Source organism: Endobacterium panacihumi, assembly GCF_050847465.1.
GTDB classification, from domain to species: domain Bacteria; phylum Pseudomonadota; class Alphaproteobacteria; order Rhizobiales; family Rhizobiaceae; genus Neorhizobium; species Neorhizobium panacihumi.
Genome location: NZ_JBOZRA010000011.1, coordinates 1 through 24,234, shown reverse-complemented (window position 1 = coordinate 24,234; position 24,234 = coordinate 1). Strand labels below are relative to the sequence as shown.

The window sequence follows — 24,234 nt, the reverse complement described above, 5'->3', positions numbered from 1 at the left end:
ATTCCCTCCGTTCAGATTGAAACGCGATCTGCCACAGGCTGATCCGTCTTCGTAGTTCCCGTTTGCGATGTTATGTGGATATGCTTGGCAAGATTAAGCGCGCCTCCGACCGGTGGATCGATCAGAAGCGCGGTTTCCGTTGAAGCGCCGAGCAGGCGGCGGACTTCTCGGGTGAACGCGTTGAAAAGTGCGGGTTGGCCGGTGATGACGCCGCCGGCGCAGACGATCGTTTCGACATCGCCGCCGCGGCGCTGCAAAAGCGCGACGAGTTCAGCCAGCGCAAGCGCATGATCATCGATGATTTTTCGCGCACGCAAGGAGCCGCGTTCGGCTGCTTCGAACACCAAATGTGCCGCCTGCGACCAGATGCGCGGATCGATGGTCGAGAAGGCATGAGTCAGGCCATGCGGGTGATCGACGCCGAAATGGGCAAGAAGATCGTCGCTCAGCAGATCCTGCTCACCCTTGTCATAGGCGTCCAGAACCTGTTTTGCGGCATCACGGACGATCCCGACCGCACCACCTTCATCCCCAAAAATCCAGCCCCAACCGCCCACGGTCAATGCCGTGTCGCCAATGGTGGCCGTCGCAGAAGATCCCGTGCCGGCAATCACGCCGGTGCCAGAAGCCTTGCCGTAGGCCAGGATCAGGAGGTTGGAATCGTTGAGGATGCGCACGACGGGATAATGGGCCGCGAGCGGCGCGCGCAGGACGGCCTCCTGTTCGGGGCTGTCATTGCCATGCACGCCGGCCACGATCACGACAGGTCGTCCGTAAGCTGCGGTCGAGGCCTGCACGACTGCGAGCAGAGTGTCGGCGCGCGTCACGTCGTCCAGATTGGCCCAGCCGGTATTCGGCTGAACCTCATCGGCCAACACACGGCCGTCCAGCGCCGAGGCAATCTGGATATGCATCTTGGAGCCGCCGGCATCGATGCCGACAAGCAGAGGGGTTTGAAGATCGTTCATTATATTTTCGTCAAACTGTCAGTTTTGGTGTCGATCCGCTGAAACGCGGGCTCGTTAATGTCGAAGCCGCGAATGTCTGCAGCGTGAAGCGTCAGTTTCTGGGCAATAAAAGTGGAGGCGATCGCAAAGGGCAGGGGATCGCTGAGGTCGAATGGAAGAACCAGCCGATGGCCATGGTCGGCATCCGCAACCGTGTTCGCACCGGTGACCAAGGCAAGGCGTTTCGTCCGCTCGGAAAGCTGCGAAACAAGCTTGGCTTCGCGATTTGCGCCAAACAGCAGATGTGCGCCCGGACCAGCAGCGTCCATTGGCCCATGCAGGTACTGACGCGTCTCCATCGCCGTCGCAAAAAGCCTCGGCCCCTCACGCAGCATCAAGACGCCTTCTTCCGCGACCGACATGAGAGGAGCGGGCGCTACGATATCGATGCTCGCCGCATCAACAAGCATCTCCGCCATGCTGCGGATTTCAGCGTCCAGGCGATCGGCCGTTTCTGTCGCCAGCGCGATCTGTTGCTTCCAGTGTCCGGTCCGGTTCCGGCCCGTCCATTGGTCGAGCAGCATGGCCAGCGCCAGTATCGTGCCGGTGAAGCTGACGAAAGAGACGGAACTGTCGGAAAGATTGCCGAGGTTGACTTCTCGGCCGCACAATGTGCCGAGCGGGGAGGGGCTGTAATTGGTGATGGCCACCTGATCGGCGCTGGCGCCATTGCGCACAAGATCGACAACCTCGGCGCTGCGGCCGCTCTGGGAAATCAGGACTGTCAAGCCGTGATGGCCCGACAGTCCTGCCGGAAGCTCGCTTGGGAGAAAACGGTGAGCATCCAGTCCATGGCGACGCATTTCGTAAACGGCGGTGGCGGTGGCCGCGTGGCTTGCACCGATGCCGACCACGGTCACACGCGACGGTTTTTCAAGGCGCGCCTCATGGAGCTGATCGTCGAGCCTGTCGACCATCGCGATGAGTTCGTCGGCCTGGGTGGCATAAGATGCCTGTGCCGGAATCCATTCGCGTCTGGGAAAAACCGTCGTGTTCAATTCTCCACCCCCTCCTTGAGATAAATTAAAGTTATCGACTTTAATAAATGCGTCAAGCACCTTTTGCAAAATCCCCGGGTCGGTTACACAAGGGTGTGATTTGATGGAGAAATTAATGAGCGCTGCTGCGGATCGTGCCCTCTCGGAAGTGGCGCAGCTGGTTTTCTCGCATCTTTTGGATGTGGGCGAGGCGACACGAAAACTGCTCGCCGAGACTGCCGGATTAAGCTTTCCGACGGTGACTGTGGCGCTGGCAGAGCTGACTGCAAAATCCATGGTCTGCGAGTTGCGCCGCGAGCAAGGCGCGCGCGGGCGTGCCACGATCGTTTATGGCGTGAGCGACGATTCCGGCTGGATTCTCGGTGTCGATATCGGCTCGACCCAGGTCAGTTTTTCTGCCCGTCTGCTCAACGGCCGCATTCTGGCGCATGACAGCCGCAAGCACGATGGAGGGGCGGAAAAGCTCGGTGGGCTGGCAGGACAGCTGGTTGCGAATTCTGCCGCGCTGAAGGCGATCAAAACGCCGCCGCTTGCGGTCGCGCTTGCGCTCAACCAGGTCGTGCCCCGCCGGCTTGTGCGCGAGGGCAGGCCGCGTCCATTGGCACTCGAGATTGCAGAAATGTTCGTTGTGGCATCCTTGCTGCCGCGCAGCATTCCCTTCCTGTTGGAAAACAACGTCAACTGTGCCGCTGTCGCCGAACATCAGGATGGCCTGATGCGCGGCCATGATGATGCGGCCTACATGCAGATCGGTGTCGGTATCGGTCTTGGATTTTTTGCCGACGGCGCGCTGATCAGGGGCGGGCAGGGCGGTAGCGGAGAACTGGCACAGATACCTCTGTCCTGGCGAAACGACGTTGTTTCCGGGGTCGATGCCATCGAACGAAAATACGGCTCGCTCGGGCTCATGCAGTCGGTGTCCGGGGCCTTCGCAGCCGATCGCGTGCCCGTCTCGCCCGAAGCTCTTTTTCTGCTGGCGGACGACGGTGATGAGACGGCAAGGACGCTGATGTCGGAACACGGCGTGGCGCTCGGTCGCCTTGCCGCCACCGCAGCGACCATTCTTGATCCCGAGATCATCGTTCTGGGCGGCGGTCTCACCCGCAACGAAGCCTTTGCCCAGATCATCGTTGATGAATTCCAGAGCCGAAATCAGGATACGCAACTGGAGATATCGCAGAAGGGTGCCGAGGCGACAGTTCTGGGCGCTTGCCTGCTGGCGAGAGATCTGGCGATCGGCCAACTTGTCGAACGGTTTCATAAACCGCTATCAGCCCGGCCCACTCTCATGCCGTCTTGAAGCGGCGAGGAAGTTTCTCATCCGGCCCCGACAATGCGTCTTGTATCAGTCGGCTTGGAATTGCTGCGTTCACATTTGTGATGCGCCGAATATGCTGATTAAACGGCCAATTAGGGCGTGACGGATGATGACGGTGGTTCGGATCCAGTCAAGAGCCTAAAAACCGTGGGCGGAAATGGCGAAGCACGGCGCCGGCTAGAATCGCGCGGCAACCGATTTTGAAACTGCTGGGATATCAACCCGCGCTATAAATCCCGCATATGCCGTTACGCTGTGGCCGTGCTAAGCATCTGAAATGGGATTCGGGGTTTTTATTCATCGCTCAGATTCGATCTACGACGACAGCCCGGCGGAACAGTATCAGTTTCCAAGCCAGTATCTGGACCGCGTGAGAGCCTGTGTCGGCGACTGGATCATCTATTACGAGCCGCGCAAGGTCGCAGCCACGCGCGGCTATTTCGCCGTCGCCAAAGTGGCTCAGGTAATACCGGATCCAAAGGCGTTCGGCATGTACCTCGCGCTGATAGAGCGCGGTAGCTACCTTGATTTCGTCAATCCTGTTCCATTTAGTGGGCCAGACGGTGTCATCGAACGCGGGGTTCTGAACGAAGAAGGTAGAATTTCCGGTAGGGCACAGGCGGCAGTGCGCGCAATATCCGGGGTAGATTTCAATCGTATTGTATCCATTGGCCTTGATGAGCAGGAACCGGAATTGCCCCGAGTGGATGTGCCAGGTGTGCCGATGCATGCCTATGGATTCGGAGACCAGATTCAGGAGCCTTTCGCATTTGAGCAGGACCGCGACAGGGTTACGCAGCTCTCGTCACGGATCGTCCGGAACCGGCTGTTTCGCCGGCTCGTTCTGCAGGCTTACAACAAACGCTGCGCAATCACAGGCTTGAAGCTGATTAATGGTGGCGGACGTGCTGAAGTCGATGCTGCGCATATCCGCCCGGTGGAGGCGAACGGCCCCGATATTCTTAGCAATGGCATCGCTCTCTCCGGCACCGCGCACTGGATGTTCGACCGGGGGTTGATCAGCCTATCTGATGAACTCGACATCCTTATTTCGCGACAGGCGAACGATCGAGAAAGCATCGAGGGTTTGATCAACAAGACGGGAAGGGCGATCGTGCCACAACGCTCATTTGAGCGACCACATCCTCATTTTCTAAAGTGGCATCGTGAAAACTGCTTCAAGCATTGAGTTGATTAACGATCAGGCAATTACCTCAATCGACTTTGACCACGATTCTTTAAGTCTCAGAGATTGTACGGGAACTCCCGGTTCCATAACCCAGATTACCCGACTTTAATTAGCCGGCTAATGTTTTGATGGGGTTTGCGCGACTGTCGAAGCCACTCCAGTCCGTGGATACCGCCCTCGGCACCATCATTCGGCAAGCGAAAGCAGCTTTAAATCCAAACGTACGACTGACAATCGTTTGCGGACTGCCAAAGACCATCGAAATTGCTCTCTTCTTGTGTCATTCAATCAGAAGCGCGCAGGCAGCCGAGTACAAAAAACTAGGACGCGTGCAGGATCTTGAACGGGCAGGCGGGGAGCAAATGGAAACGATTGGAAGCCAAACCATCTGGTCGATATTCGACAATGAACACGATGAGCCAGTGATCGCGTCCAACTCAGGGGTTAGAAGGTCAGACGGGCATAGGGTGACAAGCTACGTCGATTTGGCAAGAAAAGTCGCCGCACTCCAATTCCTGAACCGAGAACATGTCCTTCTCTTCAGAGGACAAGGTACAGACTACAAAAATCCCGCAGGTCTGACGACGATGAAGCCGACACTTTTTCGGCCTCGAAGAGGACGCCCCAACGTTTCGACCAACGCCTTACGATCACGATTTGAAACTTTGCGAACCGCTGAAACGCGGTTACTTTCTCTCTATGAAGGCGAAGAACTGGTAGGGGCAGACCGCTTGGCGCGTCACCGTCTACTTCGGTGGTCAATCCTCCAACACTATGACGTGTGTCCCACTCCACTTCTCGACGTTTCACAGTCGCTTCGTGTCGCAGCGTCATTCGCCACCGTAGAAGAAGACACCGAAGCTTTTGTGTATGTTCTCGCAGTGCCAAACTTGAGCGGCGCAGTGACCGCAAGTTCAGAGGCATCTATGCAGATTGTGCGCCTCTCGAGCGCTTGCCCCCCTTCTGCGATGCGACCGCATTTGCAAGAGGGTTATCTCCTTGGGGAATATCCCGAGATATATGATGTAAGACCTTCAGGAAGTTACCAGCAGGCCGAAATGGATTTTGGACGTAGGTTAGTTGCCAAATTCAGTTTCATCCCACGTCGGTTCTGGCGGGGCGACACATTCCCTCGCGTGGCGCACAGGGCACTATATCCTACAGGAACGCGAGACCCATTAGAGTCTTTGATGGCTGCACTGAAGGAAGAGCTGGCAGATTCCATCTGAACTCCGCGCCCTCGTGCCTGTTGCGGAATACAAATTCCCGCTCGTCCTCGGTCAAACGGTCCTTGGTCAAGATTGCTTCGGCTTCGACATGGGCCTTGCGCTGCTGCTTTGTGAGTATTGCCATTGTCCTGCTCTCCTTTTCCGCGAAGCGGCCTTGCCCGGTCGGGCAGGGGCTGCGCTCCTGATCCGCAGCAATCGGCGATCCGATTGGGAGAGAGCGGACAAGCTTAAAATCGGGAGCGGTATCACCCACCCGAAGGGGCTGCCACGATCCGCGCATGCGGATCCTGGCGGCTCCTACACGATCGCGGCCGCGGCCGCGTGAGTAAGGATGGGGGTAGGATTTTGAGCTTGTGGGGAGAGACCGGCGGCCGGTCTTTCTCCTCAGACAAAAAGCCAAGGCCCTTTGCCCTTCTTGTTTCTTATGAGAAGAACAATCTTACAGCGGGTCGATATTTTTCGGTTCAAAGAAGTCGGGGAAGAATGTTTAAATCCAAAAATATGAGACTGCTCGCGGATTGCGTAATAGGAGACGCGGAGCATTTTCCTTATCGCTCCAGCTTCTACATCAGCCAGTTCTTCGAAGATTGCGATCTTCCCTTCCGCCACGACGGCACGACACGCTACATCTGGGCGACAGACAGACTGGTGGAGCTATTGGCTGAGCCATCTTCGCAGCCAAACACCCTACCATCTAGGTTCGTCCATTTGTTCAGAACGCTTATGGATTGTTCCGAGGCGGAAGGTGATGACACCGATCGAACGAAGGCGCTTGAGGTCTTGAACGTGCCTTTCCGAAAAGAAGGGTTCGAAGCCTATTTTGACGAGAGCGCAACGCTACAATTCCGGCACATCAGGACCAATAAAATCACTGAAGTGTCGAACCCACACCGACCACTTGCCCCGGAAGAGATCAAGAAGAGGGGGCAATTATCGGATTACCTCGACACATGCAGTGAAGACGAACTAATCGAAGAGGTTTTGCTGCCAATGTTCCGGCAGCTTGGCTATCACCGCATCACCGCGGCTGGGCATGCAGATAAGCAGCTTGAGTACGGCAAAGATATCTGGATGCGGTTTACCCTGCCTACAATGCATGTGATTTACTTCGGCATCCAAGCAAAAAAAGGCAAGATCGATTCCTCCGGCGTTACTAAAAGTGGTAACGCCAATGTTGCGGAGATCTATAATCAGGTCTCAATGATGCTTGGCCACGAGATCTTTGACCCTGAGCTCAACAGGCGTGTCCTTGTGGATCACGCCTTCATCGTTGCTGGTGGCGATATCACCAAGCAAGCGCGTAATTGGCTCGGGGGGAAGCTGGACCAGAGCAGGAGAGCGCAAATCCTTTTCATGGATCGGGACGACATTCTAAACCTTTTCGTCGTCACCAGAATTCCACTTCCCGCAGGAGCGGTTCCCGAAATATCTTTTGGGCCATCGGACGATATTCCGTTCTAAGCCAGATATCTCGGGTCTCTGATCTGCCGCAAAGGGCGACGATTTGCTATCGGATGGCGGAGCATGGGATCCTGTTGGCAGATATTTCCGCACGGTTCATGTCGGCCGGCCCGATGATATAGGCAGAGCCTCCAAAGAGGGATTTATCTTTCTGCAGGAGAAGCAGCGGACCAGGTGCGCCACGGATCTAATATCCTTCCTCGATCAGCTGCAGGACCGTTTTCTGGCCTTCTACGAGCTTGCCGCATTTCCATGATGACAGGAAACTGTGCGAAAGCGGATGTGAATGACGCTGTAACGAGCCCCAGGGCGCATAGGCTCTTTTTCTTATGAATTCGTCCCATGTGAAACTGAAACAGGCTAATAATTGCACATGCAATGTCAGCTGTGAAAGCAGGGTAAAAACCGCAACCTGCGCCCCTCTGGCTTGGGCTGCAAAGCTAGAAGAACCACCACCATGCGACCCCAATCGCAATTAGGATCAGCAGCCAGTTTTTCTTCAGCGTGTCGATCTGCTCGCCAGTTTTTTCCGTCGTGAGAAACGCCTCGGCGTCAGGACCGGTCATGACCTCTATCTTGATGATCTGGGGTTCCCGTCGGTCATCAGTCTGGATCTCGTTCACGCGCGCAACGTACGGTGATACCACTACGACAGGAGCGTCGTCCTCCAGCGCCCTTTTTATCCAACGCCGGTCATCTTCATCTACGATCATGCCGTACGAACCGGCGAGGCGATATTTTTCCCCCGTCTTTGTGATTTCCCACGTGGCATCCCTGATTTTGATTTCGTCGCTCCAATCGTCGCGATCATCGATCAACTTTTGCCACTGAATATCGATTCTGTCGTCCAGCCTCAGTCCTGACGCGCTGGAACCGGCCTCGGCCGACACTATTCTTCTCGCCAATGTAGCCCCCATATCCCCATCAATGGCGCTGATTAGTAAGATCGTTTGAGGTTCACGGGAAGCGGGATATCAAAAATCGGGGTGCAACACTCGATTCCGTAGCCGTGACCCGAATGGGACAAGACGCTTGAGCCGCAAACGACAGCACACCGACACTGCCGGCGGCTCTGAAAGAGACGGTGGCAAGGTCATTGGTGTGCTCGAGCGCGGGAAGTGAGGGGCTTGGTCGCAAGTTTCCCGCGATAGGATGCGGGCCGGCCGACAATGGCGGTCGATGCCCTACAGGTCTTCCGGGGGATCTGTGTTCGATCAATGATCCGGACCTGGCTCATTCGCTGGCTTCCTACGTCTTGCCCTTCCTGCTGATCATCCTGAGCTGGAGCGTTCGCTCCTTTCTCATGATCTCAGGAGCCGTCGCTATCTTGTTCACATATCTGCTTATCGAACACGTCACAGTACCCATCCAGGATCGGCAATTCGCTCATTCTCTGGGCGCCGGCCTCCTTCTCTTTGTCTTCGTGGTGACGGATGGCGGGAATATTATCGAGAGCGATCGTGCTGGTGCAGCGTTGGAGGCAGTTCGGGTACCCGAGCATAGCGCGGCGTACTTACTGACCGTTGCGGCGCCTCCTATCGGTCTTACAATCCTTGCAATGTCGGCTTGAGGCTCCGTATGGTTGCTTCGGGCCGAAAGAGGAAGCCAGTACCCTACCCATGGCCGACTAGTGCGACACAACCTGCACGTCGCACTAATCAGAAATTGTGCGACAAAGCGAATCTTTGTTCCGGAAACTGAGGCTCACACTGTGCGCCTCTTGTTATCCATTTAAGTTTCGACAGGTGTCCAGATCCAGCCACTTATGCGATCCTCCGACTTTATTGAGGAGGAGATGAACGATGAGACGAGAAATTCTGTCTGCGACTATGGTCGCTGCATTGGGGATATTTACCGCCTATCCCGCATATGCCGAACAGGTGGCTATGACCTCGACAGCAACCGTGAAAGCTGACATTCGGTATCTAATGCACACGCCGGCTGGCTACGAGACATCCAGTGATACATATCCACTCATCGTATGGCTGCATGGAGGAGATCAGGGCGGTAGCGACATAGAAAAAGTCAAGTCGAGCGGTATTCCCAAACTGATCGAGGATGGGAAGCAGTTGCCCTTCCTCGTTTTCTCGCCACAAAATCCTAGCGAAGAATTGCTCTACCCTATTGAGGCGGTGAAAGCGGCCCTTGAGGACGTGCTATCCGCATACCGCGTCGATCGCTCACGTATCTATGTCGTCGGTTACAGCAGAGGAGGTTTTGGAGCGTGGGCCATGGCGGAACAGTTTCCTAACACGTTCGCAGCCGTCGTTCCCATCGCTGGTGGTGGCAATCGGCACTATCTGAGCAGAACAAACGAGAAGGCTGCCTTCTGGGTCTTTCACGGAACAGAGGACGACGTTATTCCTCTGTCCGATTCGGTTATCATGTATGAGCGCCTCAAAACACTGAAGCGGAATGCGCGCCTCTCCGTCTTGGAAGGTGTGAACCATTCGGATGTCGAGGGAGCGGCACTTGGTAATCCGGAATTATGGGACTAGTTGCTGAAGCAGCGTTTGGAAGTAGGACCAAAGTAGTCGCATTCACAGCCGGCGCCTGTCCGCTATGTTTACTAAATCGACCGTCCATAATCGATCGGTCGCAGCACGTGGCGTGACACCAAAGTCAGCTCCTGCTGTTTCGTTTCTGGTAACGGGTACGAAACGCGCCCGCTATCATCACCTTTGTCGTTAGCCGAAACCAGAGACCTGGCGAGCGTATGTATGTCATAAGCCTCGCCGGGCTCAACGATTCTGGTGGCAACCACGGATCGTTTCCACCACTCGTGATTTCCATTACCGCGCCCGTTCACTTGTACGAGCTCTGCTGACGGGCACAGCTTCGACATGCTGTTGGGTTATCAGGGTAGCTTCACAATTTCGGAGCACCTTCATGAAAACGAAACACTCACCATCGAGTGCGATCGCCGAACTCGATCCGGAAATGCTTGCAATCGTTGAGGCGTTCGCAGCCGTCATCGTCCGGATGAAAGCGCAAAAGGATGAGATAAGTTCCTTGGCCGAGAAGGTGGAAAAAGCTGAGCGTAGTCAGGTTAAACCGGATGCCGCACGCATCCAGCAGAAACCTGCGGATGCCCAACACAGCAATGATATCTTGTCCGGTCCAAAACTAATGAGGATCGCAGACGTCGCGGAATACCTGTCGATGTCGAGAGGAACGATTTATCGCAGAGTCAAAGAAGGTACATTCCCCCCGCCGAAAAAACTGGGGCATTCAGTCCGGTGGATGTCCACAGACATCACGGCCTGGATCGACGAGCTCTCCCAGACCTGACCGACATATTGCCTGCTGGTGACGCGACCCGATCAATGGACAGTGGGGCGCGCGCTATTCAAGAGCCCAACCGACGACCTGATGACCTTTCGAAACGTGCGCCAGTCAGGAAGATCGCGTTCGTTGATGCGCTCCTCAATCGCTGTCAGCGTCCACCCGACACATGCGACATCCATGCTTAGCCTGTAGGCATCGGAGCGCGCGAAGCACGCAACAATTCGGGGTCGGGCATCACCGTTGTCCTTGGGAATTTTAGCAACGACCTGCTGTGCTTCCGTGTAAGCCTCGGCGATCCGCTCCCGATCCATCGTATTGCTTTGTGCGATCATCCCCACGGTCCAGGCCAAGGTTTCGGCAAGTAGCTCAGACTCATTGGTTATCGACGTGCTCATATCCTGGCTCCGATTAACAACGCTATTTCTGCAGGTGCATACGCCCGCAGGATCGTGACAACGTAATACTGCGTCATGTTTTGAAATTCGTCTACTGTCGTGTTGTAATGGGGAGACGAAGAAATGCATCGCAGACTAAATGCGAATAATGCTCGGTTAAATCTCAGCGACAGCTTATTGACTCGCGCTACCACGAGAACATAATCAGAACACGCGGGGCCGCTTGGCGGCGGTGAGCTCCCTTTACATCATTGTCTGTTAGCACGCGCTTCGGCGCGAAGGAGAGAACTCGTGCCGATTTCTGGCGCCGCCCTGTTACAACCGGTATCGGTCGAATACATCACCCGCGAAATCCGCTCGTCGAACCTCAAGGTTTCGGCCGGCTTCCCCTCGCCCGCCGGCGACGATCTGGAAAGTCCGGTCGATCTCGTCGCCTGGATGATCCGCCATGAGCATGCGACCTTCTGGTATCAGGTCAGCGGCAACTCGCTCTCAGACCTCGGCATCATGGACGGTGATTTCGTGGCAATCGACCGGGCCGGCAAGATTGTGCCAGGCCGCACCGTGTTGGCGCTGCACAATGGCGACATGCTTTTGAAGCTGCTGACCAGACGTGACGGCCGCCTGTGGCTGGAAGCTCGCTCAGAGGACCGTTATCCGCCGATCGCAGTGTCCGAGGCGACCGAGATTTATGGTGTCGTCGCCGGCATTGCCCGCCGTTATCCGGTGGATTGACATGACTTATACGAATTCCAGCCCCATCGCCCTGATCGACTGCAACAATTTCTATGTGTCCTGTGAGCGGCTGTTCGATCCGAGACTGCATGGCCGGCCGGTCGTGGTGCTTTCGAACAATGACGGCTGCGCGGTGGCTCGCTCCGAAGAAGCCAAGGCGCTCGGCATCAAGATGGGCGAACCGGCGCATTTCTTCAAAGACAAGACGAAGGAACATGGCATCCGGCTGCTGTCGTCGAACTATACGCTTTATGGCGATATCAGCCGGCGCGTGGCGACCGTCATCGGTCGGTTTTCGCCGGTGACGGAAGTCTATTCGATCGACGAGACGTTTGTGGACCTGTCCGGCTTTGGCTCCCGCATGCTCGATCATGCGGCCGAGATGCGGGCAGCCGTGCGACGTGAAATCGGCATGCCGACCTGCGTCGGTATCGCTCCGACCAAGACGCTAGCGAAATTCGCCAATTTCATTGCCAAGAAAAATCCGGTTTTTGGTGGCGTCTGCGATCTCACTGACCAGACAGTTGCCGATTTCTGCATGAGCCGCACGGATGTCAGCGAGATCTGGGGCGTTGGCCGGCAGACTACGACCAAGCTGCGCGCTGCTGGTATCAATACGGTGGCGCAGCTGCGGGACATGCCCATGCCGCTGGCCCGCAAGATCGGCACCGTTGTCCTGGAGCGCACGGTCGCCGAGCTGCAGGGCGTGCGCTGCATGGAGATCGAGGATATCGAACCGCAGCGCAAGGGCATGGCGGTGACACGCTCGACAGGCACACCGATGACGACCTTGTTCGTGCTGCAGCAAGCTGTGACTGCGCATGCAACGCGCGCGGCAGAGAAGCTGCGGCGGCACGGACTTGTCGCCAGCCATATCACCACTTTCTTCCATACCAATCCGCATAACGGCTCAAGGCAGAGCAGTGTCTCGCGATCGGCAAAACTTTCGCCGCCTTCCAGCACGACTTTTGCGCTTGTCGATGCGGCGCTTAGAAGTGTCGAGCGCGGCTGGCCAGGTGATCCCGGCGGCAATGGTTTTGCCTATCTCAAGGCCGGCGTCCTGTTGAGCGATCTTGTGGCGGAGGAGCTGGCGCCGGTCGATCTGTTCGCCCATGCACATGCGCCGGCAGCACGGCTGTCAAAGGCACTCGATGCGGTCAACGATCGCTGGGGCAAGAAGACCGTGGTTTTAGCCTCGGAGGGCGTACGGCGCGGCTTTGAGGTAAAGGCGGACATGCGCACACCACGATACACGACAAGAATATCTGAATTGCCGATTGCGAGGGCGATATGAGCTTGCCGACCTTGAAGGATTTCCGCGGCGAGCGGATCGACATGACCTGCCGGCGCTGTGACCGGCACGGCGAATATGATCGCAAGGCACTGGTGAAAAAGTTCGGGGCCTCCACGCCGTTCGTCGAATTGCGTCGCATCCTCTCGATCGGCTGCGACCGCCGCGGAACAGACGGCTGCGAGGCGTGTTTTCCCTGTCTGCTGCAAGCGCAGATCCTGATCGAAGGAGGCAATGATGCCGGAAGCAAAATCTGAAGATCGCATGATCCATGTTCATTTCACGCGCGGTGACGAGGAATACGACGAGGTCGTGCTCGCCGGCGAAGTGGAAACCTTCCTCAGAAGTCATGTTGACCGCAGCGACGAGATCTCGAATGCCATGATGTTTCTGGAGGTCGAGCGCATGGCAAGCGGACGGTATGTCGGTGCCGGCTGGTCCATCAGCTTTACGGTCGAGGATCCCTGATGAAACATGCAAGCAGCGTCGACCTGTCAGTAACTGAGAGCGTGTCGCAGCTGGCGGAATGGCACATGCTGGAAGGTCGCTGCGGAAAATGCGGTCATGTTGGCAAGGTCTATTGGAGCAGGATCAAAAGACAGTTCTTGCCGACTGCACGAGTGCAGGAGGTCGAGAACCGGTTCCGATGCCGGTCTTGCGGCAACCGCGCGCAAAACCGGATATCGGTCACCATGATGTCAAGGGATTAACCTGTTAAGACAGGACGGTACCGAGCCCACACCTGTCTCCATCTCGCAAAGCACAACTAACCATTCCTAGGCAATCCTTCGATTGCCGCGGGCAGCGCGGCAGGAGTGCCAGTTCACGCACCACTCCCCCAATTTTGCCGGATGACTGGCCAGCTGCAACAGAATTCCATAATCTCCGATCATGTCTAGGGAATTTTCGACCCGCACAGTTTCTTTTTTTGATGAGCTCAAAGATTGTGTCGCCTGTACGTAATGTATCCGGAATACCAAATACGATAGATCCAATACAGGAAAGAGGTATCGTTCACGCTGATTAGGGCGCAAACCCAGCCCTCGTTTTCCGTTGATTTTCTGATCGAACCGCGTTCAACCAGCATCCTTGTAGTTGATGCTGACTTGGCTGGTTTCTCGTTCCTGTACCTCGCGGAGAAGCTCACTCAGCAGATCTCCCTCCTCCGGCGCCTTCGCGCTGGCCCGGTATTTTTCAGGCTTATTGGCTTCGAGGAACATGCGAAGCATCGCCGGGTTGGGGTGGCTGATCTTCTGCTCAATGACCTTGGTCACGCCATCCTTTGTGGAAATAGCCTTTTCTTGCTCGTAAACATAACCCGTCGCAACATTGAAGAGCGTCTGCTCTGCGACCTTCAGCTGAGCCTGGAAACCCATCGTCAGAGCCTCGTCGAACTCGGGGCATCGCTGCCGCCACCGGGCGAGCGTGCGGGATGAAACATTGAATGCCTGCGCAATTTCAACCGACGTAGCCCCGCGAGACGAGAGTGCGTAGGCCATTTTCAGGTTCCGCGGCTCGTCCCACTCCCGAATATCTTCTCGGCTATCTAAAGCTTGTTTGAGTGGGCTATGCTCATCGGCCCACCTTCGCAGCGTTCGAACACTCACGCCGAACCAGGCAGCGATCTCGCTTTCATCGCGCCCTGCATCCAATAACGCACGTAGTTTTGGCAGCATCCGGGGATGGTAATCCATGGCACCCTTAGTCCTGCGTCGGGGCTCAGGAGGAGAAGTCTTCGCCTTGCCTGTCTGCTTCATTACATCGACCATAGCTGGGACAGTGTTGCTGCAGACCTGCTCCTGATGTCCGAAAACAACCTGGCCCAGCGCGCCGCCCAAGCGCGCGGGATCGCCTTGTCAAAAACAACGGTTACAGGGGACAGAAACGCCGAAACCTGCATCAATTCGCAGGGCTGGTTGTAGTTAGATACTCGATATTTCATCATCTTGCACGTTCAATCAAAGGTTACACACCCGAGTCAACACAAAAGCGCAGGGGTAAGAAATTCAGGCGAAAATAAACACTCTCATCACAGATTTATATATCATAACCAACCATTTAGGTCTATAATTGTTTCATCAACGAGAGGGCATGAGTAGCTTTAAAGATCTACTTATGATTGTTTTCGTCTCTCTTGTTTGTTTTCTGTAGCCATATCGATCGAAGTTCGACAATCCTTGGATGAAATGCTGAAATTCAATTCGACAATGTTCGAGGTTGCTGGGCGCTTCATGTTTCCAGCACGTCCCGCAAGCTCTCTTGCTCAGCATCTTGGCTTGAGCCGCCAATATGTAACAAGCCTTATAAACGGAAGAGCCCCCATTCCGCCTTCTCTGTGGCCGGATCTGGAGAGGCTCACTGTGGAAAGAATGACACACATCCTGCGCTGGCACGAGCGTCTGGTGCAACGCCGGAAGAAGCAACGAGCTACGCATGCCGATAATTCTTCTGCATGCATCGACAAACTTAGCGGTCGCGACTTTGCAGCCCTTGGTACGGCGTTGTTCGGGGAAGCGTGGACCGGACGCATGGCATTTCACATGAACAGGTCTCCAGAGTACATGCGCAAGCTGGCGAAGGGAGAGAGGCCAATGCGGGAGCCGCTGTGGCGCATGCTCGAGCCAATTTGCATGCGGCAGGTCGTCCAGTTGGAGTTTGTTGAAAGCCGTCTGCGTGAATTCAGGTTTGATGATGAGATCGCGTCTGACGCGGCCGCGAAGGATAGCCTGGCTACTGATGACGCAGACGACGTTGACGTATGGCAACTTATCAACGGTCCGACGTTTCACTGACTAATTTCCGAGAGGAGCAGGGGTCGGCCTTTTACAAGGCCGACAACCCAAGAGGTTACCAGCTCTCTCACGACGCGAACGGTCTCGCGCGGCAAGAATCGCTAACCGCGCGGCCCAACCAGAAATTTGCTGACGGTTAGGCTGGGCGAATAGTCGCCATGCTGAAATTGCTTGGCCAGCGCATGCAAATATGCGCCCGGCGACCTAACCTGCTCCCCAAGTTGCAGGATGTACGCAATGGTGATGTCAACGTTATCACGCCCCATAATCTCGCAAGCCTTGTCATAGGCCTTGGGCGTAATCTGGAGCATTTTGGTAACCGTATCGATTGCACGCTGAAAGTCATACGGGCTGACAATCGCCCCACTTGGTCCGTAATCTTCCAAGGAGGGGTAAGCACGGCAGATCTGGTCCACGGTCATACCCTTGTGCGAGATGACTTTAGCCGTCGCCGACCTGGCCGCCGCGTTAAAGGCCGGCGTTTCCTCGCCTTGTTTTTCAGACAAGGATTCTAGACTTGTACTTTGTATATGCCGCTGGATTTCGCTGCCATTGGCACCGGTTTCCGGCGCCTGACCGGACCTTATCCACAGCGCTTCCGCCTCTTCACGTAGCAGCTGGGTTTCGCGAAGCTTTTCTATCAGCTGGTTCAGAGTCGGGTTTCGCATCCGCTTCGCCCAGGATGCCTCGAAGCGAAGCGTGAGGTCTTGCCATTCCTCGCTCGGGTTCCGTACCATCGCATCCTCGATGACTTTGGTCAGAGTCGAACGGCAGTTGGCTAAGGCACGTTTCACGTGGTCGCGTTCCCTCTCCTCTTCCTCAATATCGCGGGCGAGCTCGGCAAACTCATCGGCCCTCGAAAGCAACAACGACAGATCAAAGCCGTAAGCATCGCCATCACGGCCGCGAGGCGAGCGTCGTTGACCATTAGGGCTATCCCGACGGGACATAAAGCCCAGCCTGATTAGTACCTTGAAGTGGTCCCGCAATGTCGACTCCGGCGACCCGGTCCTCTCGGAAAGCGATCGATTAGAGCGGAACACAATAAACGGCTCTCCAAACGCCAATTTGTGGGTTCGATGAGAAAATGCCAAAGCCTCAAGGGTATTCAGACAGCCCCGTTTCAAACCGAGCGTCGGTGCAATCTTTTTAAGATGCTTAAAGACGTTCTGCAAATCAACGATCTGAAGCGTCATAACGTGAGCACGGGAGCGGCTGTCGTGCCGCACGTTTACGGCTTTGCCGATTTGGCCATTAGCTACAGTAGCGCGTGAGATGTTCATGGTGGATGCCGGTGACTGGCTTTTCGCCACGTCCCTTGCAAGCTCGCAAGGCGTCTTATCTTCACAGCTCGTGTTTTTTGTCGCGAGACGAAGCGCAAAATCACCGATCGGGGTCGGCAGAGCTGGTAGTCGATTGAAAGAGGTCACTGGCGTGCCTCCTTCAGTTTGCGATCATGCTCGTCGAGTTCGTTCTCCGACCAACGGGCAGTACCCTCGATCTTAAACGACTTGGGAAAACTGGTTGAAGTCCTGGCCCAGCGCCAGATCGTCTGCTTTTCGACCTGATAACGGGCCGCGACATCCTTGTCGGAAAGTAGTCGATCCCGGAACACGGGCGCGTTCGACTTGCGTTGAAGCGGCTCCGACTGAAGGGGCGTTGAGTTGTTCGCGGTCTGACCCTCGATGGAGGAGAGCGACTTTTTATCGTCCTGCGATACTGCGACGGACGATGTTTGAATTTCGGGCATGACGTGACCTTGTTCCTGTTTCAGGGTCAGCACGTCTTGCGCATCGAAGATCAGCTATCATGATGCAGAGCGATTCTGCAATAATCGGGAACTCGATAGGATCCGACATCCACAGTTAGGCACCTTGACATAAGGCGCGCGCGATTTCATCCTCTCCACAAGGCTGATGCTGCCGACCGCTCACACCCCGCAGGGAATGGTAGAAGCATCAAATGACGACGGCGATTTTCCTTGAACGGGTCGATCACGTCAGCAACGTGAGCACTGACGTTGAGATTGACCCATTGAAGGGAAACTCAGTGAAGATCTCACAAAACGCGACTTCGCTCGCAAAGATTCTTGTCTCATCCTTGCGCGAGAAAAATATCGACCTTTCACTCGGCGAAGGGTTGAAAATCATCGCCAAACTCACCGGGCATTCGAACTGGAACACTCTACGGGCTCAGCTGAAACACGGTAATTTCGCCGTAGATGGCTCGAAAAAGCATCAGGATCGACAAGGCAGTAAAGCTGCCACTGATTTCGCAACATTGTTTCCCGAAGCAGAGTTACCGGGCAGCTTTCTTGACCTTGGCATGGAGATGCGGCATCCATATCCAACTGAGCTGCAAAACATTCCAGAACTTGCCCCGTGGCGCGAACGCTGGGAGGCAAGCGCTCTATCGACGTCGCAGAGAGCTTTTTCCCCCCAATGTTGCCAGCAGAAAGTCTGATCTCCCCGCAAGTTACTTTTGAGGCTCGTCGGGATTGGCGCTTAGGCGGACATGGAAAGGCTATACCAACCGACTCTTACCATTTTAGTGACGGCAGCTGCGGAGTTTTGGCTAGAGACGAGCATCGTGACATCGTTGGCGCAACGTTCTGGCGGTGGTGGGGCAATTTTGGTCGGGTGAAAGGCTTACGCTTTGGTCTTTATCTCCTGACAGAAAGTGGCTGGCTCTATGTCGCATTTGATCTTCGCGCGAACTATCCGCTTCCCTCTTCTGGACCCAACATCATCCGCGGTGATTCAAAAGAGCGTCTCCAACAGATAAAGGCAGGTTTGCAGCATTTGGCCACGCTTAAGACCTTCAAATACGTAGACTAAAGAGAAAGTCCTGATGGTTAGCACGATCTCGAAGCTTGCATCTGACGCAGTTCTCTAGCTGGGCCGGACCACGCAGAACGGCCACCACTATCGGAGAAGGCGGATGCGTCCCCGCGCCTTCTCTGTCTCCCAGTTTTTCCGTTACGTCCGCCGCTCTTCTCGCCCGTGCCGTACAGTTAAAAGGACGACGCCCTTCTCATCCACGCGGTAAAGCACAACATAGCCCGCGCTTCCGAAATCAATAGGCCACTCTCGAAACTCGACCGGCATCTCTTCGGCAGGTCGGCCGGCTTCTGGATGCTGCTCCAGAAACTTCACGCCCTGCCTGATTGCCCGAACCGCTTTGGTTGCCGCCTCGTTATTCTTCAATGCCAGAAAGGCATGAAGACGCCGCACATCCTGCAGTGCTCTCGGAGACCAGATCAACCGTGACATTCAGGTGGATCCACATCCTCACCGGCTTCCAGTCGGGCGAGCCACTCGTCGGCTTCCTCGGCGGTCACGTGCAAACCATCGGCCTGATATTGATGCCAGGCCGCGAAAGCATCGTCACGAGCTTTCTGACGTTCTTCCTCTCGCTCGACATATTGCTCAATCGCCTCTTTCATCAGCCAGTGCGCACTGCGCTGCCTGGCGGATGCGAGCCGTTGGACGCGGTCCTTTATTTCGCTATCAAGCTTGAGACTGGTCGTGATCTGCATGGCGTATTCCTAGGTGTTACCTTTCAGCACTCTACCACGAAAGCTAGAACTTGCCAGCCTTTCACGCACGAAGTGCCTCTCCACCGCCATGCGCCCGCAACAGCGCCATCAGGACTGGCCCGAGCGAAAACTCACCCTTCCGGCTGCGTTCAGTCAGATTGCGCAGATATCCGCCGGCCGAATTGATGTGCCCTCCCCTCTCGAGGATGCAGGCGATCGTCGCGGCCGCATTTTCCGGCCCCATCACCTCGCAGGCCTCCTGATAGGCCGACGGGCTGACGCCGAGCGCCGATCGGGCCACCACCGCGGCCCCCATCAGGTCGCGCCAGTTCGCAATTTCACCGCCGGGCCCATAATCTGCGATCTGCGGGCAGGCCCGCATCACCATCCCAAGCGGAAATGCCTTTATCGGCTCGGCAACACGGGGCTTGGTTGGCTCAGGTTTCGCCCCCTGCTCCATTCCAGAGCAAGGTTCAAGTTCATAGCTGGATTCGGGATTTGAATTCTGTATGTGGCGCCCATTCTGGACGTCATTGCTGTCTGTTTTTTCAGATTTAAGCTGGATTTCCAGACGGTTGATGATTTCCTCGCGCAAGAGTCCCATCTCTTCGAGGGTATTTTCGACTTGGACGCGGTTTGGCGTGCGCGGAAGGCCGGCGAGAATGGAGACATACATCGTCTCGATCATCTCCCAGTCGCCGTCAGCACCCTCTTCCATGGCAGCGGAAATCAGCTTGCGAACATCACGACGGCAGATCGTCAGCGCTTCCCTTGCACGACGAAACGCCCTCCCCTCCTCCGCCACCTGCTGGGCAAGGCCGGCAAGTTCGGCAGCGCGAGACACCAGAGGCTCGAGATCGAAACCGAAAGCCTGCTCGATCTGGCCGTCATTGTCGCGATGCGCGTAGCGTTTGCCATTCGGACTGTCTCGGCGATGGATCAGGCCAGCCTCGACGAGGGCTGCCAGATGCCGGCGCAAAGTCGTGCCGGCAATGCCATGCGCGCGGATCGACAGCTGGGCGTTCGAAGGGAACACCACCAGGCTGCCATCGGGTTTCAGCTCATTGCCGGGATAAAAGGTCAGGAGCGCATCGAGCACGGCAACGGCCCGGTCCTGCAGACCAAGCAGCTGACGCGCCTCCGCGACATCACGAAACACTTTCCATTTTTCCACGGCCCGTTCCGGCCGAGGTCCGGCCGCATCCAGCTGCCCTTTTACCAGGGCAAGCGTCATCGGCCGCCGCCCGAAAGGCGTCGTCACATTTCCCGTTTGCATCTCTTCAGCCTTCACCAATTAGGCAAAAGAAATCCGCTCGCCAAAACAGCGCCAAAGACTCTTGACTGGGATTCGGGGAAATGCGATTCTCTAGTTGCTACACAGACGAGAAGGGCTTCCACGACGGCGACGTTTGGGGGCCTTTTTCTTTTGCGGTTTGATCTCCTAGTTGGCGATCAATTGTCAGCTGACAATTGATCTAATGATCTGATCCAGAAGCGTTTTCTCTTTCGAACTGTTCAACCAGATCGTCCATACGGGCGTCCAGAAACTGTGCGAACTCTTCTGATGTTACTGTAATCCTTGCTCCCTTCGAGGTCTTCTCGACCGAAGCAAGAACGATGCCTTTGCGGGTGCGCACTTTGCCACCCGCTTCCTTCTTAGGCGCCTTCGGCCCTTGTCCCTTCGCCCACAAACGCGCAAATCGATCGTTTGTGTCGATCCCCGAGAATTGAGTTTCTGCTACGGCCTGGGCGATTCGGGTAGATGCCGCCTTGTCTTTCAACAGCTCAGCGAATGCCAACCAGCGCGGTCGACCGATTTTCGGAGCAGGGCCGATCGCAAGGATCAAGTCCGTCGGGATGGATTCTGCGACCTGCAACAGGCGAGAGGTTTCAGGCTTATCGACCGAAAGTGCCAAGGCTATACGATCTCGATCGAACCCGTGATCCCCCAGCCGCTTCGCGAACAATGCACGCTCGATGAAGCTGAGATCGACGCGCGGTCCATTTTCCTGCCCCTGCGCAACGATCAATTCCTCATCCGACAGCTGGCGCACGACAGCCTTGATAGGACGATCGAGAATGATGGCAGCGCGCAATCGCCTGTGCCCGTAAGCCGCCTGATAGTGATTATCCTTGGTCGGGTGAGGCCGAACCAGAATTGGAACCTGCTGGCCGCTTTCACGCATGGACGAGATAAGATCGTCGAGGGCAGCGTCATGCTCAGTCGGAATGCGATCCTGGATGAATGAAGCTTCGATCTGCGCAGTGTTCAACTCGACGACCTTGTCGCCGCTCGCCAGCGCGACGCGCAGCTCTTTCGCCGCCGCAGCCTCGTCGCTGAGGCGTCCGAGGGATAGGTTCATTGCCCGTACGGCGCCAGCCGGCTTGTGCGGCGCCTGAGGTTGCGCAGCCGACTTCGACGGCTCTGAACCAGCTGTGCTGACCATATTTCGGAGGATGTCGCGACCCTTCTTCATGCTCTTCCCCATGAGCTCTTCAACAGAGCCTCGACTTCCAGGTTAACTCCGTCCATCGCCTCCACCGCTCGGTCATAAGTTTGCCGGTTCATTGACTCCCGAGCAGCCTCATAAATTGTTTGCTTGGACAGACCTGCGTCTGAAATCGCGGTCGACTTGACCATCATCGAGGTCAGAACACGATCCCCAAAGAGGCTTCGAAGGAAGGCAACGATCTGTGCCTGCGGGCCGTCGTTCGGCTCGTAACGTGTCACTAGGTAGCGCATCCAATCATATTCGAGATTTCCACCTGCATCCTTGACCACAGAGAGAAGATCAGAGGTCATTGCTAGGAACTGGTTCATCGAAGCGACATCGAGCATTTGCGGGTGCACGGTGATCAGCACCGCGGTCGCCGCACACAGCGCCGAAAGCGTTAGAAATCCTAGCGTCGGCGGGCAGTCGATGACGACCACGTCGTATCGATCGGAGAGATCGGCAAGAGCATTGCCGACGCGCATGAAGAACATATCGGTTTCAGAACCAGTACGTTCCGCCAATGCTCTCGGAGTGTCGTGTTCGAACTCATGCAGCTCGAGATTTCCGGGGATTAGATCCAACCCTGGGAAATAGGTCTCGCGGACCACCTCCCCTACCGGACGCCGGATATCATCGTATCGGATAGCACCGAACAACGTCTCGTTTTCTCCGACGTCAAATTCTGGTTGATACCCCAACATCGCAGACATGGATGCCTGCGGATCAAGATCAACCGCTAGAACGCGGTACCCGCGCAGAGCAAGATACTGCGCGAGATGCGTTGATGTTGTCGTCTTGCCAGAGCCGCCTTTGAAATTTGTGACGGCGATAACCTGCAAATGATCGTCTTCCCGGCGCCCAGGAAGGTAGACGGGCTTCGTCTTGCCGAGCAGCTGCCGAATGGTGTTGATCTCTGAGAGAGAGAACGTCCGACGGCCGCCTGATGTTTTCTCCGACGTTACGGAATCTTCCTGTGATGCGAGATGGCGTACATAGCTATCGGTCACCCCGAGCAGCTTGGCCGCCTCCGTGCTGCTGAATCGACGAAGCGCCTTCTGTTCATCCGGCGAGAACAGGCGAGCAGACAACTCCTGGAGATTGCTGCTTAATTTTGCAGAATCATCAGCAATGGTTTTATCAATCGAGACACGCTCGATTTTTTCGACTTTAGCTCGTTTTGCGGTCTTATTCGCCATTCACGGTAAATCCAATAATTCCCTGGAATTTCCGCAAATGATCTCATAGAGCGCCTTTGCGTCAAGCAGTTTTTGGTTAACGCGCGTTAACCAAATCGAAAGATCTAAGAAAAATATGTTTTTCAATAACTTAAACAAATTGTCAGCTGACAATGATTTCTTGTAGATCAGCGAGCAGAGTAGGATTTGCCATAGAGCGAAGAGAATCGGTTATCGTTTGGCCACAGGCTTGATCGGCTTATTCCACGAAACCTCGAACTCGGATGATAGTCCCATTTCAAATGTTCAACGTCACGACTTTCGCAGCAAATCTGTTGTCTGCCCTGCTCCGTACTGAGCCTCGATTATTGACTTTGACGTGGGTACAGCCTATGTTCCGCCTAACAACTAACCCAGCAACCTGAGAGACTTTGGGCTCCGGGAGGTTGGGGGAAAAAGCCGGCGCAAGCCGGTTTTTTTATGTCTTGGGGGCAGAGAGTGCCGGCTTTACGAACACGCGTCTATATCGACGGCTACAATCTCTATTACGGATGCCTGCGCCAAACCGCTTTTAAATGGCTCGATGTCTTGGCTCTGTTTGAGCATCAGATCTTACCCAGCATTCTCTACCGCCCTACCCCCAAGGGCAATTCGGCCACAGTGGTCTTGGACCCCGACTGCGCCGTCAAATACTTCACGGCAAAAATTATCGAAAGTGCCGCCAAAGGCGACGACTCGGTGTCGTCGCAAGCGCACTATCACAATGCGCTAACAACCCATTGCCAGGGTCGTGTCTCCTTCGTCATGGGTTCATACTCGCTCTACAAGGCCAACCAACATGTGGTGCCGGCCGACGATCCAAATCGTTGGCCACGTGACTGTGACAAGGTTCAGGTCTGGAAGCTCGAAGAGAAGCGGTCTGATGTGAGCCTGGCTCTTCAACTCTACGACGATGCGATCCGCGGTGAAGTTGATCAGGTGGTGCTCGTGACCAATGACACCGATCTTACGCCCGCTTTTGAAATGCTGGCGGCCCGCTGCCCACATATCGTCCGAGGGCTCGTTATCCCTACCCGCAAGATCGGCGACGGTGGCGAAGTGGAAAGGGAGGCCAACGTTTCGCTAGCGAACCATGCCCACTGGGTCCGCCGTCATATTTCGGAGGACGAGTTGCGAGCATCAATTGCCTGATGTCGTTCCTGGACGTCGGCGCGCAAGTATCAAGCCTCATTCATGGTACGCTAAACCACACCATCTGACCAAGATGCTGGAGATGTCTAAACCCGTCCTGCGGTCCGACGGCGCAACCATGAAATGGGCGCG

General features: G+C 55.7%; 26 protein-coding genes. 14 read left to right on the top strand and 12 right to left on the bottom strand.

Annotated elements, in window-relative coordinates; genetic code table 11:
- Positions 1-11: 11 nt before the first annotated feature.
- A complete protein-coding gene (locus tag ACRQ1B_RS27995; RefSeq protein WP_432297535.1) occupies positions 12-968 on the bottom strand; it encodes an N-acetylglucosamine kinase in 957 nt (318 codons plus the stop codon).
- Positions 968-2,005, bottom strand: a complete 1,038-nt coding sequence (locus ACRQ1B_RS27990; protein ID WP_432297533.1) for an SIS domain-containing protein — start codon at positions 2,003-2,005, stop codon at positions 968-970. The genes ACRQ1B_RS27995 and ACRQ1B_RS27990 overlap by 1 nt, the downstream gene beginning before the upstream one ends.
- A 115-nt stretch (positions 2,006-2,120) precedes the next feature.
- On the opposite strand from ACRQ1B_RS27990, the gene ACRQ1B_RS27985 reads away from it, so the two are divergent.
- The 4 genes from ACRQ1B_RS27985 to ACRQ1B_RS27970 all read left to right on the top strand — a co-directional run bounded on the left by ACRQ1B_RS27985 (position 2,121) and on the right by ACRQ1B_RS27970 (position 7,202).
- Complete coding sequence (locus tag ACRQ1B_RS27985; RefSeq protein WP_432297531.1) at positions 2,121-3,305, top strand: ROK family protein; 1,185 nt, start codon at positions 2,121-2,123, stop codon at positions 3,303-3,305.
- A 295-nt stretch (positions 3,306-3,600) separates the two neighbouring features.
- The gene (locus ACRQ1B_RS27980) at positions 3,601-4,512 is read left to right on the top strand and encodes an HNH endonuclease (RefSeq protein WP_432297529.1); all 912 of its coding nucleotides are present in this window, start codon (positions 3,601-3,603) and stop codon (positions 4,510-4,512) included.
- Between the two features lie 164 nt (positions 4,513-4,676).
- Positions 4,677-5,741, top strand: coding sequence for an FRG domain-containing protein (locus tag ACRQ1B_RS27975; RefSeq protein ID WP_432297528.1), 1,065 nt, complete (start codon positions 4,677-4,679; stop codon positions 5,739-5,741).
- Between the two features lie 483 nt (positions 5,742-6,224).
- Positions 6,225-7,202, top strand: a complete 978-nt coding sequence (locus tag ACRQ1B_RS27970) for a hypothetical protein (protein WP_432297527.1) — start codon at positions 6,225-6,227, stop codon at positions 7,200-7,202.
- A gap of 440 nt (positions 7,203-7,642) precedes the next feature.
- Here ACRQ1B_RS27970 and ACRQ1B_RS27965 read toward each other — a convergent pair whose 3' ends face one another.
- The gene (locus tag ACRQ1B_RS27965) at positions 7,643-8,092 is read right to left on the bottom strand and encodes a hypothetical protein (protein WP_432297526.1); all 450 of its coding nucleotides are present in this window, start codon (positions 8,090-8,092) and stop codon (positions 7,643-7,645) included.
- A gap of 912 nt (positions 8,093-9,004) precedes the next feature.
- Between ACRQ1B_RS27965 and ACRQ1B_RS27960 the strand changes: the two genes are divergently transcribed.
- Entirely contained in the window at positions 9,005-9,700 is a 696-nt protein-coding gene (locus ACRQ1B_RS27960; protein ID WP_432297524.1) for a carboxylesterase family protein, read from the top strand.
- A gap of 391 nt (positions 9,701-10,091) precedes the next feature.
- A complete protein-coding gene (locus ACRQ1B_RS27955; protein ID WP_432297522.1) occupies positions 10,092-10,493 on the top strand; it encodes a helix-turn-helix transcriptional regulator in 402 nt (133 codons plus the stop codon).
- A gap of 32 nt (positions 10,494-10,525) precedes the next feature.
- Here the strand turns inward: ACRQ1B_RS27955 and ACRQ1B_RS27950 are convergent, their stop codons facing one another.
- Complete coding sequence (locus ACRQ1B_RS27950) at positions 10,526-10,885, bottom strand: hypothetical protein (RefSeq protein ID WP_432297521.1); 360 nt, start codon at positions 10,883-10,885, stop codon at positions 10,526-10,528.
- A 291-nt stretch (positions 10,886-11,176) separates the two neighbouring features.
- Between ACRQ1B_RS27950 and ACRQ1B_RS27945 the strand changes: the two genes are divergently transcribed.
- Genes ACRQ1B_RS27945 through ACRQ1B_RS27930 form a run of 4 tightly spaced genes read left to right on the top strand, consistent with a single transcriptional unit; the run spans position 11,177 to position 13,379 of the window.
- Complete coding sequence (locus ACRQ1B_RS27945; RefSeq protein ID WP_432297519.1) at positions 11,177-11,620, top strand: LexA family protein; 444 nt, start codon at positions 11,177-11,179, stop codon at positions 11,618-11,620.
- 1 nt (position 11,621) lies between these two features.
- The gene (locus tag ACRQ1B_RS27940) at positions 11,622-12,914 is read left to right on the top strand and encodes a Y-family DNA polymerase (RefSeq protein ID WP_432297517.1); all 1,293 of its coding nucleotides are present in this window, start codon (positions 11,622-11,624) and stop codon (positions 12,912-12,914) included.
- Positions 12,911-13,168, top strand: coding sequence for a hypothetical protein (locus ACRQ1B_RS27935; protein ID WP_432297516.1), 258 nt, complete (start codon positions 12,911-12,913; stop codon positions 13,166-13,168). Before ACRQ1B_RS27940 ends, ACRQ1B_RS27935 begins: the two co-directional genes overlap by 4 nt.
- Before the next feature lie 7 nt (positions 13,169-13,175).
- Entirely contained in the window at positions 13,176-13,379 is a 204-nt protein-coding gene (locus tag ACRQ1B_RS27930) for a hypothetical protein (RefSeq protein WP_432297515.1), read from the top strand.
- 608 nt (positions 13,380-13,987) lie between these two features.
- On the opposite strand, the gene ACRQ1B_RS27925 is transcribed toward ACRQ1B_RS27930, so the two are convergent.
- Positions 13,988-14,605 (bottom strand): hypothetical protein, encoded by a 618-nt coding sequence (locus tag ACRQ1B_RS27925; protein WP_432297514.1) that lies wholly within the window; start codon positions 14,603-14,605, stop codon positions 13,988-13,990.
- A 492-nt stretch (positions 14,606-15,097) separates the two neighbouring features.
- Here ACRQ1B_RS27925 and ACRQ1B_RS27920 point away from each other — a divergent pair, with 492 nt between their 5' ends.
- Positions 15,098-15,703 (top strand): hypothetical protein, encoded by a 606-nt coding sequence (locus ACRQ1B_RS27920; RefSeq protein ID WP_432297513.1) that lies wholly within the window; start codon positions 15,098-15,100, stop codon positions 15,701-15,703.
- A 101-nt stretch (positions 15,704-15,804) separates the two neighbouring features.
- Here the strand turns inward: ACRQ1B_RS27920 and repC (ACRQ1B_RS27915) are convergent, their stop codons facing one another.
- On the bottom strand, positions 15,805-17,133 hold the full coding sequence (gene repC, locus ACRQ1B_RS27915) for a plasmid replication protein RepC (protein ID WP_432297512.1): 1,329 nt from the start codon (positions 17,131-17,133) through the stop codon (positions 15,805-15,807).
- Positions 17,130-17,486, bottom strand: coding sequence for a helix-turn-helix transcriptional regulator (locus ACRQ1B_RS27910; protein ID WP_432297510.1), 357 nt, complete (start codon positions 17,484-17,486; stop codon positions 17,130-17,132). The genes repC (ACRQ1B_RS27915) and ACRQ1B_RS27910 overlap by 4 nt, the downstream gene beginning before the upstream one ends.
- Positions 17,487-17,665: 179 nt before the next feature.
- Here ACRQ1B_RS27910 and ACRQ1B_RS27905 point away from each other — a divergent pair, with 179 nt between their 5' ends.
- A complete protein-coding gene (locus ACRQ1B_RS27905) occupies positions 17,666-18,166 on the top strand; it encodes a hypothetical protein (protein ID WP_432297508.1) in 501 nt (166 codons plus the stop codon).
- Positions 18,145-18,540: a hypothetical protein gene (locus ACRQ1B_RS27900; protein ID WP_432297507.1), complete on the top strand. Its 396-nt coding sequence runs from the start codon at positions 18,145-18,147 to the stop codon at positions 18,538-18,540. Before ACRQ1B_RS27905 ends, ACRQ1B_RS27900 begins: the two co-directional genes overlap by 22 nt.
- A gap of 141 nt (positions 18,541-18,681) precedes the next feature.
- On the opposite strand, the gene ACRQ1B_RS27895 is transcribed toward ACRQ1B_RS27900, so the two are convergent.
- The 5 genes from ACRQ1B_RS27895 to repA all read right to left on the bottom strand — a co-directional run bounded on the left by ACRQ1B_RS27895 (position 18,682) and on the right by repA (position 22,932).
- Entirely contained in the window at positions 18,682-18,975 is a 294-nt protein-coding gene (locus ACRQ1B_RS27895) for a type II toxin-antitoxin system RelE/ParE family toxin (RefSeq protein WP_432297506.1), read from the bottom strand.
- A complete protein-coding gene (locus ACRQ1B_RS27890) occupies positions 18,963-19,241 on the bottom strand; it encodes a CopG family ribbon-helix-helix protein (RefSeq protein ID WP_432297504.1) in 279 nt (92 codons plus the stop codon). Before ACRQ1B_RS27890 ends, ACRQ1B_RS27895 begins: the two co-directional genes overlap by 13 nt.
- Positions 19,242-19,302: 61 nt before the next feature.
- Positions 19,303-20,517, bottom strand: coding sequence for a plasmid replication protein RepC (gene repC, locus ACRQ1B_RS27885; RefSeq protein WP_432297502.1), 1,215 nt, complete (start codon positions 20,515-20,517; stop codon positions 19,303-19,305).
- A 199-nt stretch (positions 20,518-20,716) separates the two neighbouring features.
- Positions 20,717-21,718 (bottom strand): plasmid partitioning protein RepB, encoded by a 1,002-nt coding sequence (repB, locus tag ACRQ1B_RS27880; protein ID WP_432297501.1) that lies wholly within the window; start codon positions 21,716-21,718, stop codon positions 20,717-20,719.
- Positions 21,715-22,932 carry a plasmid partitioning protein RepA gene (repA, locus tag ACRQ1B_RS27875; protein ID WP_432297499.1) on the bottom strand — a complete coding sequence of 406 codons (1,218 nt, stop codon included), beginning with the start codon at positions 22,930-22,932 and terminating at the stop codon, positions 21,715-21,717. The genes repB and repA overlap by 4 nt, the downstream gene beginning before the upstream one ends.
- Positions 22,933-23,409: 477 nt before the next feature.
- Here repA and ACRQ1B_RS27870 point away from each other — a divergent pair, with 477 nt between their 5' ends.
- Positions 23,410-24,102 (top strand): NYN domain-containing protein, encoded by a 693-nt coding sequence (locus ACRQ1B_RS27870; protein ID WP_432297498.1) that lies wholly within the window; start codon positions 23,410-23,412, stop codon positions 24,100-24,102.
- Positions 24,103-24,234: the final 132 nt, after the last annotated feature.

Excerpts from the sequence above, each read along its gene's own strand:
- ACRQ1B_RS27995 (WP_432297535.1), bottom strand. The coding sequence starts at position 968 with ATGAACGATCTTCAAACCCCTCTGCTTGTCGGCATCGATGCCGGCGGC.
- ACRQ1B_RS27985 (WP_432297531.1), top strand. The coding sequence starts at position 2,121 with ATGAGCGCTGCTGCGGATCGTGCCCTCTCGGAAGTGGCGCAGCTGGTT.
- ACRQ1B_RS27980 (WP_432297529.1), top strand. The coding sequence starts at position 3,601 with ATGGGATTCGGGGTTTTTATTCATCGCTCAGATTCGATCTACGACGAC.
- ACRQ1B_RS27970 (WP_432297527.1), top strand. The coding sequence starts at position 6,225 with ATGTTTAAATCCAAAAATATGAGACTGCTCGCGGATTGCGTAATAGGA.
- ACRQ1B_RS27960 (WP_432297524.1), top strand. The coding sequence starts at position 9,005 with ATGAGACGAGAAATTCTGTCTGCGACTATGGTCGCTGCATTGGGGATA.
- ACRQ1B_RS27955 (WP_432297522.1), top strand. The coding sequence starts at position 10,092 with ATGAAAACGAAACACTCACCATCGAGTGCGATCGCCGAACTCGATCCG.
- ACRQ1B_RS27950 (WP_432297521.1), bottom strand. The coding sequence starts at position 10,885 with ATGAGCACGTCGATAACCAATGAGTCTGAGCTACTTGCCGAAACCTTG.
- ACRQ1B_RS27940 (WP_432297517.1), top strand. The coding sequence starts at position 11,622 with ATGACTTATACGAATTCCAGCCCCATCGCCCTGATCGACTGCAACAAT.
- ACRQ1B_RS27935 (WP_432297516.1), top strand. The coding sequence starts at position 12,911 with ATGAGCTTGCCGACCTTGAAGGATTTCCGCGGCGAGCGGATCGACATG.
- ACRQ1B_RS27930 (WP_432297515.1), top strand. The coding sequence starts at position 13,176 with ATGATCCATGTTCATTTCACGCGCGGTGACGAGGAATACGACGAGGTC.
- ACRQ1B_RS27925 (WP_432297514.1), bottom strand. The coding sequence starts at position 14,605 with ATGGATTACCATCCCCGGATGCTGCCAAAACTACGTGCGTTATTGGAT.
- ACRQ1B_RS27920 (WP_432297513.1), top strand. The coding sequence starts at position 15,098 with ATGCTGAAATTCAATTCGACAATGTTCGAGGTTGCTGGGCGCTTCATG.
- ACRQ1B_RS27905 (WP_432297508.1), top strand. The coding sequence starts at position 17,666 with ATGACGACGGCGATTTTCCTTGAACGGGTCGATCACGTCAGCAACGTG.
- ACRQ1B_RS27900 (WP_432297507.1), top strand. The coding sequence starts at position 18,145 with ATGTTGCCAGCAGAAAGTCTGATCTCCCCGCAAGTTACTTTTGAGGCT.
- ACRQ1B_RS27895 (WP_432297506.1), bottom strand. The coding sequence starts at position 18,975 with ATGTCACGGTTGATCTGGTCTCCGAGAGCACTGCAGGATGTGCGGCGT.
- ACRQ1B_RS27890 (WP_432297504.1), bottom strand. The coding sequence starts at position 19,241 with ATGCAGATCACGACCAGTCTCAAGCTTGATAGCGAAATAAAGGACCGC.
- repC (WP_432297502.1), bottom strand. The coding sequence starts at position 20,517 with ATGCAAACGGGAAATGTGACGACGCCTTTCGGGCGGCGGCCGATGACG.
- repB (WP_432297501.1), bottom strand. The coding sequence starts at position 21,718 with ATGAAGAAGGGTCGCGACATCCTCCGAAATATGGTCAGCACAGCTGGT.
- repA (WP_432297499.1), bottom strand. The coding sequence starts at position 22,932 with ATGGCGAATAAGACCGCAAAACGAGCTAAAGTCGAAAAAATCGAGCGT.